At 28.6% G+C, this 12,924-nt stretch carries 10 protein-coding genes, 1 pseudogene and 1 CRISPR repeat array; of the genes and pseudogenes, 4 read left to right on the top strand and 7 right to left on the bottom strand.

The window, feature by feature from the left end; genetic code table 11:
- Positions 1 to 41: 41 nt before the first annotated feature.
- Entirely contained in the window at positions 42 to 1,361 is a 1,320-nt protein-coding gene (locus AC5M21_RS00885) for a 6-phospho-beta-glucosidase (protein ID WP_017144217.1), read from the bottom strand.
- Between the two features lie 247 nt (positions 1,362 to 1,608).
- Between AC5M21_RS00885 and AC5M21_RS00890 the strand changes: the two genes are divergently transcribed.
- Together AC5M21_RS00890 and AC5M21_RS00895 are read left to right on the top strand one after the other, a co-directional pair.
- Complete coding sequence (locus AC5M21_RS00890) at positions 1,609 to 1,911, top strand: hypothetical protein (protein WP_008788628.1); 303 nt, start codon at positions 1,609 to 1,611, stop codon at positions 1,909 to 1,911.
- Between the two features lie 187 nt (positions 1,912 to 2,098).
- A complete protein-coding gene (locus AC5M21_RS00895) occupies positions 2,099 to 2,737 on the top strand; it encodes a helix-turn-helix domain-containing protein (protein WP_008788627.1) in 639 nt (212 codons plus the stop codon).
- A 67-nt stretch (positions 2,738 to 2,804) separates the two neighbouring features.
- Here the strand turns inward: AC5M21_RS00895 and AC5M21_RS00900 are convergent, their stop codons facing one another.
- From AC5M21_RS00900 to AC5M21_RS00910, 3 genes are all read right to left on the bottom strand, one after another.
- Positions 2,805 to 3,596, bottom strand: coding sequence for a DUF6232 family protein (locus tag AC5M21_RS00900; RefSeq protein WP_054689877.1), 792 nt, complete (start codon positions 3,594 to 3,596; stop codon positions 2,805 to 2,807).
- Positions 3,583 to 5,259 carry a hypothetical protein gene (locus AC5M21_RS00905; protein ID WP_117599066.1) on the bottom strand — a complete coding sequence of 559 codons (1,677 nt, stop codon included), beginning with the start codon at positions 5,257 to 5,259 and terminating at the stop codon, positions 3,583 to 3,585. The genes AC5M21_RS00900 and AC5M21_RS00905 overlap by 14 nt, the downstream gene beginning before the upstream one ends.
- A gap of 226 nt (positions 5,260 to 5,485) precedes the next feature.
- Positions 5,486 to 6,388 (bottom strand): DUF2935 domain-containing protein, encoded by a 903-nt coding sequence (locus tag AC5M21_RS00910; protein WP_302280615.1) that lies wholly within the window; start codon positions 6,386 to 6,388, stop codon positions 5,486 to 5,488.
- Between the two features lie 264 nt (positions 6,389 to 6,652).
- Here AC5M21_RS00910 and AC5M21_RS00915 point away from each other — a divergent pair.
- Positions 6,653 to 6,913 (top strand): annotated as a pseudogene (locus tag AC5M21_RS00915) (PTS sugar transporter subunit IIA); the annotation flags it as partial.
- Between the two features lies 1 nt (position 6,914).
- Here AC5M21_RS00915 and AC5M21_RS00920 read toward each other — a convergent pair.
- Entirely contained in the window at positions 6,915 to 8,117 is a 1,203-nt protein-coding gene (locus AC5M21_RS00920; protein ID WP_008788622.1) for a PIN-like domain-containing protein, read from the bottom strand.
- 221 nt (positions 8,118 to 8,338) lie between these two features.
- Positions 8,339 to 9,289 carry a trigger factor gene (tig, locus tag AC5M21_RS00925; RefSeq protein ID WP_008788616.1) on the bottom strand — a complete coding sequence of 317 codons (951 nt, stop codon included), beginning with the start codon at positions 9,287 to 9,289 and terminating at the stop codon, positions 8,339 to 8,341.
- Positions 9,290 to 9,544: 255 nt separating this feature from the next.
- Between tig and rsmH the strand changes: the two genes are divergently transcribed.
- Positions 9,545 to 10,585, top strand: a complete 1,041-nt coding sequence (rsmH, locus tag AC5M21_RS00930) for a 16S rRNA (cytosine(1402)-N(4))-methyltransferase RsmH (protein WP_008788615.1) — start codon at positions 9,545 to 9,547, stop codon at positions 10,583 to 10,585.
- A gap of 184 nt (positions 10,586 to 10,769) precedes the next feature.
- Positions 10,770 to 11,917: a CRISPR direct-repeat array (repeat unit 33 nt; unit sequence ATTTACATTCCAACTATTGGTTAGATTATATAC).
- 257 nt (positions 11,918 to 12,174) lie between these two features.
- On the opposite strand, the gene AC5M21_RS00935 is transcribed toward rsmH, so the two are convergent.
- Positions 12,175 to 12,549 carry a hypothetical protein gene (locus tag AC5M21_RS00935; protein WP_008788614.1) on the bottom strand — a complete coding sequence of 125 codons (375 nt, stop codon included), beginning with the start codon at positions 12,547 to 12,549 and terminating at the stop codon, positions 12,175 to 12,177.
- Positions 12,550 to 12,924: the final 375 nt, after the last annotated feature.

Here is a 12,924-nt window from a genome sequence, read left to right on the forward strand (position 1 = left end):
TCATTATAAAAACTCCAGAGAAATAAATTTCTCTAGAGCTTTTATAATTTAAAGAATTGTGGCAAATATTGTTTATGTGCCTCTAACATTTCATCTAATATTTTTTTAGCAATCATTTCACTTTGAACCAATGGATTAATAGTCATTGTGACCAAAGCATCATCATAATTTCCACTTACTGCAACATCTGTTGTTAAAATTTCAAATGCTTTTAATTGCTGAATTAATCCAACCGTTTGAATTGGTAAATCTCCAACAGGAATTGGTTTTGGACCATCCTTAGTGATAACGCTACTCACTTCAACAACAACATCATCTGGAAGATTGGAGATAGCTCCTTGATTTAAAGTATCAACAACTTGAATATCACCCTTATTATTATACAATGAAGAAATTAAATTACACGCTGCATCACTATAGTAAGCACCACCACGTTGTTCCAGCTCTTTTGGTTTCATATCAAGATTTTCATCTTTGTATTTTTCAAATAATTCTTTTTCTACTTTCTTAACAACTTGAGCACGACATTGATGTTTTTTAGCATCTTCTTGACAATGTTCAAGCATTTGTTGTTTTTGGAGGTAATAACGGAGATATCCAATACCTAAAAAGCCATAGCTCCTTAAGAATTCTGCACTCCAAGGAATATCTACAATATTTTTTAATGATTCTTCTGTTCCGGCATGAATCATCTTTTCAATCAATTCTTTGTTTGCATTATGACCATTATATTCAATATCTAAGGCATAGATCATATGATTAATACCACCAATTTTTACATTCACCTGATCTTCTGACTTAGCTCCAAGAATTTTTTCAATATCTTTAATCATATTCACTGGACCATTACATAAACCAATAAATTTCTTCCAGTTTGTATGTCTAAAAACAGCTTCAGCATTCATTCCAGATGGATTGGTAAATGAAACAATCCATGCATCTGGACATAATTCTTGACAATCTTTAATAATATCAAAAATAACTGGAATTGTTCTCAATCCTTTAAACATTCCTCCAGGGCCATTGGTTTCCTGCCCTATAACACCATATTTTAAAGGAATCAATTCATCTTTTTCACGAGCATCCAATTGTCCAACCCTAAATTGCGTTGTTACAAAGTCAGCATCTTTTAAAGCAGCACGACGATCTAGTGACAAATAAATATTCATGTCAACTTCAGCCTTTTTAACCATACGTTTTGCAAGATGTCCAACAATCTCTAATTTTTCTTGACCTTCTTCAATATCAACTAACCATAATTCTTTCACTGGTAACTCATCATATCTTTTGATAAATCCTTCAACCAACTCAGGAGTATAACTGCTTCCTCCACCAATTGTTACAATTTTAATACCTTTCATCATCTTCCTCCTTTAAGCGTTTCTTAGCCTCTTAATTTAAAAATAGTACTCTACATATTTTGGATATACTGTAGTCATTATTTTTAATTTCATGATATGACTTTCTTATTTAATTATACTATAATCTTTTATAATCAAACAAGTCACTTAAACCCTCATAATATTTTTTGTCATTTCTTCCTTAAAGAAATGTGTATTTTATTTTTATAACATTATGATATAATAAATAAACAAGAGAGGTGTTTAGATGTTAGCAAGATTATATGTTATTATCTCTAGTGAAGAAGACAAAGATTATAAAACAATCAAAGATTTATTATTACAAATATGCCCACAGTTTTGTATTTCACCAATGCGTGAATATGCTGGATTAAAAAATCATAGTGAGTTTTATATCACTTGTGATTTAAGCGAAGATGAAGTTCAACCATTGTTAGATCAATTAAATAATGATTGGGATGGTGAAAAAGATGATTGTATTTGTTATGGATTTAATACAAAAATGTTCCATAAACTTGTTTATTACTTAGAATTTCAATTATTTGATTAAGAAGTGTTATATATAATAACCTTCTTTTTTATTTACAATTAAAAAACACTTATTTATAATATAAAAAATCTTCAAATAACTTTATCATATATTCTACTTCTTATTATTTAAGATTCATTCTCAGAATTTGAGAACGCTAATTCTGATACCTATGTTATAATAAAATAAGAAAAGGGAGGATAATACTATGAATGAAAATACATTTTCTAAAAAACTCATATCATTAAGAAAGAAGTATAACTTCACTCAACAAGATTTAGCTGATAAACTGGGAATATCAAACAAAACAATTTCTAGGTGGGAAACTAGTGAAAGTTATCCTGACATCGATTTACTACCAAAGATAGCTGATATTTTTCATGTTTCTATTGATTACTTATTAAAAGAACATGATGATTTCAAAGAACTTGATAAGTTTGATATTATTTCATATATACCCTGGATCATATCATTAGTTGGTGTTTTAACTTACTATATTTTTACGAAATTGTCTATTCCAAGTCTCTTTAGTTTTATTATTTATTATTTCATTATTAAGTTCTCGTATATTTTTTTAAAAAAATATACAGACAGAAAGAATGGAAAGACTTTGGTCAACCTCAACACTATAGCAAATTTCTTTGTAAGTCAGGCACTCATTTCACAAATTCTTTTGATAATTGTATTTATGAGTTTGACAAACAACATGGCAGTTGTTGGCAATCTCAATATTGACTTAGCAAGTACGCCTCAATTAATTGGACCATTTGTATTCAGTTATATCATTGCTGGAATATATGCTTTTATTCATTACAAAAGTCATAAAACAGATGAATATTGTTTATAAAACAAAAAGATTGATTTTTCCTATTAAAAGGATATCAATCTTTTCTTTGTATAATTTCAAAGATTTGTTATAAAAAATCTTTTATAAATCCTGCAATCGTGAGTAATGAAGAACTTACTTCGATCAAATGCATTGTCTTATGACTTAACTTCTTTAATGCATTTTTGAGACCATCAGTGTCTTTCTCTTCTGCTTTCTTTTGTGCTTCATGAATATATTCTAAATCTTCCTTTTGAGATTGAACTTCTGGCATGCTAAGAAGCGTATTGAGTTCTTTGCTGATTACTTCATAGTTGATTTCTACATTCGTATTGAAACTATTCACAATATTTTCTTGACTATTGTCAGTTTGATTAACATGTTGGATACTGTTGTCTCCCTTATTTACAACAACCTGACTTCCTTTATAGATTTCATTGTTGTCACCTTTAACAATATCTATCTTACAACTATTAAAATTAATTTCATACTTTCCTTCTGCCATGTCCTTATTCTCCATTAATTCCTTAACTTTTTCATAACTGTGCTTAATAAACTCACGATCCAATGAGGTAAATGCATAGACCTCTCCAGAAGATAATTCAAAATTCAATGTGTAATTACATAATGTATAAACATAATATGCAATAACTAAGAGTGTAGCTATGATAACTAACCATCCAATTGCTGAAAATGGCGTACTCAGCACCGCCACACCTATTAACAATGCAATAACTAAATTCAATATTGGAATATCTACCTCTGGTCTTCCATGCCATATACGTGTAATATTTCTAATTTGAATAAAACTGTCTTTTGAAATAATAACTCTATTGGCTATTACTAGTGATTCTTGTCTAAAAATCTTAAGCTTCTTCATTTTTTTCTTCCCCCATATTCTCTAAAGATGTAAAGATTACCTCTAAATCATCATCTTGCTCATTTTGTTTCTCAATAATATCTAATAACTCTGTATACATTGTCATAGCTTGAATATGATCCTCAAACACAAAAGAATACTCTTTTCCTGATGTAAGTTTCATATAAATTGCTTTTGTACGATACCTGATCAAACCTATAACAAATAGAACAATAGCTCCAATTAATAATATACAACCAACTAATTTGAATTCATTCGATGTTTGTAATATATATCCTACAATGGCAGCACCAGCATATTTATACAAAGACGATAAAATCTCATATTGATATCCATAATGTATTTTATTGATATTTTTAATTTGAATAGTAAATGCTTCACCTACTATTAAAGTCCCTTCTATCCTCAATTCATTTTCATAAAAGTAATGACCAATAACTTGAGCTAATTTTTGATATCCTATTTGTACGATATGTTGTATTTTGTGATATGTTTTTTTAAATCCAAATCTCCATAGACAACCAATAATGATTGCAATAATGAGGAACAATGCAACAAACGTTATGAAACGATATGAAGTATACGTTGTATTTAAACTGATATTAAAATAACCATCATTTAATTCTTGAACAGTTAGAGGCATTTCAGTGTTTTGATGAATTGTTTCTCCTTCAGCCAAAGAAACTCCATCTACATCTACAACTATTTCAACAGGATGAATTTTTTCAAGTCCAAATAATGAGTGAAAATTGAGTTGTAAATTTAATGTTTGTTGATAATCATCTTTTATAAACGAACTCTTTTCAACACTTTTTGAATTACCATAACCAAAGCCCTCACCAAATACTGAATTGAATGTCATAAGTGAGTCTTCATGCGATAAATCAATATTGCTCATTTGAATATCATATTTCATACAAGAGATATCATTATAAACAACTTCCTCATATTGAAGATTAACGTTTCTCTCTTTCATAAATGATGATAAATTTTCTGTAAATTCTCCAACTTTATCCTTTGCAATAATAAGACTCATATAGAAATTGATTTGATTTTCTTTTTTAATAATGATTTTTACATTATTCTGAGTAATTGGAATAATTGATTTGCCTTCATATTCTTGCTGATAAGAATATGAATTATATTTTTGACCATCAAAAAGAAATTGATAATTTTGATTATGTATTAATGAATCCTTATGCTCAGAATCTATACTTCCTGAATTCAATAATGCCTCTTTTAGCCAATTTAATAAATGAGATAAATCATCTTCAAACTTAATATTCTGATATGTCTGAAATGGTGATTCTTTTGAATATTCTCCAATATCAAACGTACTAGATGATGTTTCACCTGTTATTGATTTGTATTGTGACAAATAATCATCATAACTTATAAAGGTGAATGTAAATATAAATTTATTTTCATTATCTTTATCTACATCAAATTCAAGATTATCAGGTTTTTCTTTTTGCATTATAGATACAAGTTCATCTCTTCCACCTTTTATGTATTTATAATCAGATTCATCAACCTCTAACGAAGTTCTTATCTGAATTGATTTTGCCTCTGTATTCACATCTATCCGATAGTCAACATTTGCCCCACATCCGACTAAAAGAAGTAGAATGAGTACAAGAATAGCATACTTTATCTTCTTCATAAATCCCCCTTTACTAACCCTAAATAATATTTGAACCTATAATAAAATAACATAATTCTACAATTTATTTCAATATAATATTTTCACTTCTACATTATCGTTATAATTGATGTCATAAACGTATATAAACATCCTCTTTTAACCTATTTAATGATTGCCCCAATCTTAAAATTCAATAAAAAATATAACACTTACCAATATAATCAGTAAGTGTTAAAGATATATACTATTCTTCTAACAATCTTAAATAATGATTAGCTTCCCTCAAAACATGGTCAGCTAATAAAGGTACAATTATAGAACGTATTTCACAACTTAAAATACCTTTTGTTCCTGCTGTTTTGAATTCTTTCAGTTTCTTTGTTTCATCATATGGATTACATTCTCCATTGACAATAGCTAAGTCACTCTTCATTGCTGCACATTCTAGTAACTCTTGGTATTCTTTCACAAAATGATTTGAAATCCTAATCAAGTCTGCTTCAGTAGGATCTAATAATCCTCTTATAAACAGCGCATGTTCCATCATAATCTGATTCCAGAATATCTCTATTTCTTTCATCGTTTGAATATCATCATTCACACCAATTTCATAATTGCACAAATAACAATGATATAACTTCGCTTCACGTAAAATATGTTCTAAAAGCAATGGGTAATTCATTGTGAACATAGCACATGATTCTACGTTTGCTATAATCGTTTCTTTAAACTGAATAAACTGTTCCAATAAAGCAAGAACTGCCTGATTCAATTGAGATATCTGAGAGACGATATCACAACATTGTGAGAGTTCCTGATGAGGATATAACTGGTATTCTTTTTGTGTAATATCTGTGTCAATATCTATACCAGTAAGGCACATTGTTTGTCTCTCAGCGTTCAATGTAAATTCAGTGACAATCTCACCTGAATTCAAAACATTTGAACGTATCATACCTTGACTTAAGTTAATTGTACAATTCAGTAAAATTTCAAATTCTTCTTTAAAACATTCTGCCTGTTGTGCAAAATCACCATTTGCTTTGGTAAATCCCGCTTCTAAAAATAATGCATGCTCTTTCATAATTCTTAAAAAAAATAAATTTAATTCTAAAGACGAAGTACAATATTTTAAATTATCTTCCACATTTTTTCCTCCTACCAAGACTAATATATTGATAGAATATAAAAATATGTTGATTGATTCATAAGTTTTAAATATATGATACAAATCAATACTTATATATCAAAAACATAAGAGTATTTACCCTTATGTACTTGTTAAAATATCTTGAATTTGATATAACAGTTCACTTGCATCCATAGAACTATAGAGCAACAATAGAAGTCATATCTAATGTTTTTTCTTAAAGATACTCACAAAAGAGAAAGGTGATTTTCAACAGCTTTCTTTGGTATATTTGCAATTCTTCATTCTTTAAGCGGTTTTTCAATGAAAATAAAAATTGCATATCATTACAATAATAAACCTATCAATTGGTTTGGTCATCCTATTAATCTAATTTTACTTATGACTTTTCAAGATTATCATAAGAATTTCTCTAAAACTTATAATCTCTTGTTTGATATTCTTATGGACAATAAACTTTATCATGAATTTATACAAAATCAATCATATAATGAATTTATAATATTTATAGAAAGAAAATAAACTAATCAAATAAATCTTCTAATGTAAAGGCATTTAATAATCTTGATATAAAAGTATATCTACTGCCTTGAGGAGCCAAAAATGTATTATCCCCTAATCGAATTGGCTTCTCTAATTTTATTGGTTCACCTTCAATGATTATTTTCTTATACCCATGAACATTATCAGAGTCAACTATTTCTTTGATTTTTGCATAATATGTTATAGCAGATACAGGTGCAACTTGATATACTGCTATATATTTCAAATTTCGCATTCTAGATTGACTAATTCTAATATCATACCATTGATTCTGTCCTAAAAAAACTGTATTGAATCCCATTTCTCTTGCTGGAACAATAATCGTATCTTCTAGAGCAGATTCAGATAAATCAGCTAAAACATCTTGATTAATATTTTGATTTAATAATTGTGCTAATTTAATAATGGGAATATGTATAAAGTTTTTTCCACCTGTTTCTTCAAAAAATTCTTTTAATAATTCTAAATTCGTTGTTAAAATCTCTCCATCATCACTTTTTAAACACCAATCTGCTTTCTCATCATTACTCACAAAAATAACATTTGACTTTAAGCTCATTAATTCTTTCCACAATATATAATCACCATATTCGTTCCCATTTGTCTTATTTTTATCTTTAAAACCTGGAGGTATTTTATTTTCAAACCTCCTTCTACCTTCAATTTTTAATTCTTCCAATTCGTCATTAGTATAATTTTTAATAATATTTCCTTGAGCTGTATTATAAATCAAATTAAAAAAGCTATCATCACTTACAAGTTTCTTTAATTCATCTTTGATAATTTTAAGTTGATCCCTATATAAGTTTATGTACCTTATATAATCTTTTTGAATTTCCTGAGTTTTCATATAAATTTCTTTTCCATTTAATATTGGTATAAGTTTTTCTAAAGGTGTTACATTTGTAAGCATATCCATTTCATTTGCTACATCATTTATCCTTTCACGAATTAAAAAGACTCTGTTTTTAGAAAATTCTTTTATAACTTGCATGGAATATTTCAACTTATTCTCATTATAAAACTTATTTATTATTTTTTCTATTTGTTCCTTGGTAGCATTACGCCATTGGTATGCAGCTAATAAAACATTGGTATCAAAAACAATATACGTGTCTCCCTGATTTATCAAGTCATCTAATTTCTTTTCAGTTACAAAATATTTATCAATCTCAGTTTCCAACTTTTCATTCCTCCCAATTCCTATTTTTATTCATTTTTAAAATATCTTAATTTGATTATAACTATTTACTTTTTTAATTACAATTATTTATAATAATACTTGTGAAAAAAACATATGCTATTATGATACTTTTTAAATGAAATGATTTTATAATAATATAAAAAAGGAATAGACATACTTCTATTCCATAAAATATCTCTTTAATTCTATTAGAACAATTATTATTCATTAATATTTGCACTTTGAATAACCAATTGACTTGCTTTTACACGATTATAATCATGTTTTAAATCAGCAGCACTTACACGTTCTAAGACTTCTTCTTTAGTCATTTGGTTTTGTTGAGCAATCATTTCAATTTGTTGATCAATTTCTTCATCAGTAGTTGTTAAGTTCTCTACATTTGCAATTTCATCAATAATAGCTTCAAATGTTGCTTGTTGTTTTGCTGATGGTTCAATTTGTTGACGTAAAGCTTCTTCCGTGCTTCCCATCATTTGTAAATATTGTTCCAATTGCATACCTTGTTTTGCTAAATCCATACGTATATGTTGAATATGCTGTTCCATTGCTCTTTGAATATCTTCATCATTAACTTCTACTTCACTATCTTCAATTAATTTTTCAAAAATAGCGTTTTCTACATTTGTTCTATATGTTTGATCATGTTGAGATTGAAGTTGAACTTTCATTTGATTTTGTAAATCTTCAACTGTTTGCATATTTGGAACATTTAAAGATGCAACAAATTCATCATTTAATTCAGACTCCTGTTTATTTTCAACTTTATGTAATTTCACTTTAAAGACAACATCAGCACCAGCTAAATCAGCCATCCCATAATCTTCAGGGAATGTAAGGTTTAAATCCTTAGTTTCACCTTTTTTCATTCCAATCATTTGTTCTTCAAACCCTGGTATAAATTGACCTGAACCAATTTCTAATTGATGACCTTCTGCTTTACCACCTTCAAAAGCAACTCCGTCTTTGAAACCTTCAAAATCAATTGTTGTCATATCACCATGAGCTACTTCTCCATCTTTTTCTACAAAAGTTGGATTTTGTGAAACCATTGCTTCAATTTGTTGATTAACTTCTTCATCAGTCGCAATATGTTTTTCTACTTTGACTTGAATACCTTTGTATTGTCCTAATTTATTAACTTTTCCCATACCTATTTCCTTTCAATTTGACATGTGCACATTGTAACACAGATAACATAGAGAAATCAAATTTCTTTCAAATAAAGTAAGAATTCAATTCTTATAATTTCTTTTCATCATTCATGATTTATTAAAACTATATGTGCCTTATATAAAAACTATCATTATAAAAAAGCAACTTTAAAGATAACTATAGACATACAATCTTCTATAATGATAATATAGATTTTGTATTCATAACAATTATAAGAAAGGTATACTATTATGGAACCTAAACACAAAAGAAGAGTAAGATATAGTGGGACTCATCCCAAGAAATATAATGAGAAATATAAAGAATTAAATCCTGATTTATATCCTGAAACCATAGAAAAAGTTATTAAAAAGGGAAGTACACCAGTAGGTATGCATCTATCTATTATGGTTAATGAAATCTTAGAGTTTCTAGATATTCAAGAAGGTCAAATTGGATTAGATTGTACCTTAGGCTATGGAGGACATACTTTAAAGATGCTTGAATGTTTAAATCATACTGGTCATATGTATGCTTTAGATATTGATCCTATAGAAAGCGTTAAAACAAAAGAAAGACTTTTCAATAAAGGATATGGTGAAGAACTCCTAACAATTAAACAATGCAATTTTAAAGATATTGATTATGTTTCAAAAGAAGTTGGTTTATTTGATTTTGTATTAGCAGATTTAGGTGTTTCTTCTATGCAGATAGATAATCCTGAGAGAGGATTTTCATATAAAAAAGAAGGTCCGTTAGATCTAAGATTAAATCCTGAAAAAGGGATTCCTGCATCACAAAAATTACAAGAATTAAATAAAACACAATTAGAGCAACTTTTCATTGATAATTCAGATGAACCATATGCTAAAGAAATTGCTAAAAATATAGATTCATTCTTAAAAACTGGGCGTCTGATTGAAACCACAACTGACCTATATAAAATTATTGAAAAAAGCCTTTCTTTCATTCCTGTAAACGAAAGAAAAGAGTCTATTAAAAAGTCTGCTGCAAGAGTTTTTCAAGCATTACGTATTGAGGTCAATAATGAATTTGATGTTCTTATTGAATTTATGGAAAAACTCCCCAATATTCTTAAATCAGGCGGAAGAGTTGCGATACTTACTTTTCATTCTGGAGAAGATAGAATTGTTAAAAAGGCCTTTAAAGAAATGAAGAATCTTGGTATTTATAGTGATGCTGCAAGGAATGTTATAAGACCTAGTAAAGAAGAATGTCATATGAATAGTCGTGCCAAATCAACCAAAATGAGATGGGCTATTAAAGATTAATTAAACTATGTTATTAGAATAAAGGTGGAGAAAATTAACTTTGAAGTAAAGTCCTTCTCTTTTTGTTATTTCTTCACAAAATATAATTAAATAAATCATTAAGTTTCGAAACATCATATGTTGGTATTAAACTATAATCTTTAATTCATCACTTGTATAGTCAGTATTTCAAAACAGCATTTAAATTTACATTCCAACTATTGGTTATATTATATACGAGACCGCTAATTTAAAGATTAGAATCAATTCATATGGATTTACATTCCAACTATTGGTTATATTATATACTAATTAACAATACCTGTAAAAGCAAGAGGAACATTCAAATTTACATTCCAACTATTGGTTAGATTATATACCACCTCCTATAGATATATGCGTGGCTTTGCGATGCAAATTTACATTCCAACTATTGGTTAGATTATATACAGAGCAAGACACAACACAATTAAACTGTTCTCTAAGATTTACATTCCAACTATTGGTTAGATTATATACAGAGAACACTTAAAATTAGAAAACTTATCTTTATCATATTTACATTCCAACTATTGGTTAGATTATATACCAAAGCAAATGTAGGGAGCACATCATTTTATGATAAATTTACATTCCAACTATTGGTTAGATTATATACCAAGGACCAGCAAGCAAGTGCCGCAGCGACATTATTATTTACATTCCAACTATTGGTTAGATTATATACAGGGATCGCTTGTTATTCTAGGAAGCACTTTAGAAGGGATTTACATTCCAACTATTGGTTAGATTATATACCATTCAATATAGACTTTCTATCTTCATCTAAATCAAAATTTACATTCCAACTATTGGTTAGATTATATACGATTTTACAATCTTATTTCCTAACTCACTATCTCCAGTATTTACATTCCAACTATTGGTTAGATTATATACAGCTCCATGATATCCAATTTCAAAATCATATTCATATTTACATTCCAACTATTGGTTAGATTATATACTGGAGCGTATTTTCGATAAGTATTATTATTGTTCCAAATTTACATTCCAACTATTGGTTAGATTATATACATCACTAAGCATTAGATTTGTACACAACTTACATAAATTTACATTCCAACTATTGGTTAGATTATATACATCGAGGAAGCACGTTCAAGCGAAGCATTAGTCCCAAATTTACATTCCAACTATTGGTTAGATTATATACTAAATAACATATCGTAATCAGCAATAACTCTAATATATTTACATTCCAACTATTGGTTAGATTATATACGTTAATAGTTCTCTTATTTATCACATCATGTCTAAATTTACATTCCAACTATTGGTTAGATTATATACCCATAAATACTACACTATTTTTATATAAATTTTATATCTAATTTTCGATTATCCGTATAACTACTGTACTTTCAAGCATTTTGAAGTATAAAAAAGCATTCATTTTACCACGAATTTACCACGGTTGAATGAGCCTTGATATGACTATAAAATAACACTCAAAAGACATCATTACTGAAATGGTGTCTTTTTAAAAAGCAGTCAATCCTAAGACTAACTGCTTTGTGTGTATGGATATGAAGTTGTCAAACTGGGATTTATCGCACTCCTGTCAAGATAAAATTCATTAACTGCTCTACATCATCAAAATCATCATAATCTCCGTTTATGCCATCTCGATGATACACAACTCCATTTTTCTCATTTCTCTCTAAACAATCCAAAAGCTTTTCTTCTCCATATTTTTTAGCAAATAGAGTAAATGTGTATGGTTTAATTTTTCTCAATAATCCTTTCTTGCAATTTTCTTCACACTTATAACAATGTGTCAAATCTTTTACAACCGAACATTTTTTATTTTCACAAGTATCATTACCTGGACAACCGTTTGAGCCACAACCATTGCACTCAACATTTTCTGAACACAAACAACATGCAAGACCACATCTAGCAATTCCTAATTCTCGTTTCATAGGATACCTCCAAATTCTAATTTGTCGCTTTCTTCATATTCATATTATAACAGTTCCATATATCCGCTACAATAAAAATCAGCATACCCTTTGATATTTTTTCTACCTTGAAAAATACACACTTTTTCTTTCTTCCTCTTGATTACCCACCACAGAAAAGGAAAAGCCCTGTCAAGAGCATTGCCGCCATTGGTGGTGCTTTGCACTCTTTACTGGGCTTTTTGTTTACTGTATCTTCCATGCAAGAGGAAATCAAAGACCTCTGTTCCATTTCGCCTTTAGGCGAACGCATAGGGCGTATATGTAACACCGCCCTGCGCATACATGTCATAGTACCTAGAAACTGTGATAAATAAAGGAAAAAACACGATTTTT

Source organism: Coprobacillus sp. (assembly GCF_984815275.1).

Excerpts from the sequence above, each read along its gene's own strand:
- AC5M21_RS00885 (WP_017144217.1), bottom strand. The coding sequence starts at position 1,361 with ATGAAAGGTATTAAAATTGTAACAATTGGTGGAGGAAGCAGTTATACT.
- AC5M21_RS00890 (WP_008788628.1), top strand. The coding sequence starts at position 1,609 with ATGTTAGCAAGATTATATGTTATTATCTCTAGTGAAGAAGACAAAGAT.
- AC5M21_RS00895 (WP_008788627.1), top strand. The coding sequence starts at position 2,099 with ATGAATGAAAATACATTTTCTAAAAAACTCATATCATTAAGAAAGAAG.
- AC5M21_RS00900 (WP_054689877.1), bottom strand. The coding sequence starts at position 3,596 with ATGAAGAAGCTTAAGATTTTTAGACAAGAATCACTAGTAATAGCCAAT.
- AC5M21_RS00905 (WP_117599066.1), bottom strand. The coding sequence starts at position 5,259 with ATGAAGAAGATAAAGTATGCTATTCTTGTACTCATTCTACTTCTTTTA.
- tig (WP_008788616.1), bottom strand. The coding sequence starts at position 9,289 with ATGGGAAAAGTTAATAAATTAGGACAATACAAAGGTATTCAAGTCAAA.
- rsmH (WP_008788615.1), top strand. The coding sequence starts at position 9,545 with ATGGAACCTAAACACAAAAGAAGAGTAAGATATAGTGGGACTCATCCC.
- AC5M21_RS00935 (WP_008788614.1), bottom strand. The coding sequence starts at position 12,549 with ATGAAACGAGAATTAGGAATTGCTAGATGTGGTCTTGCATGTTGTTTG.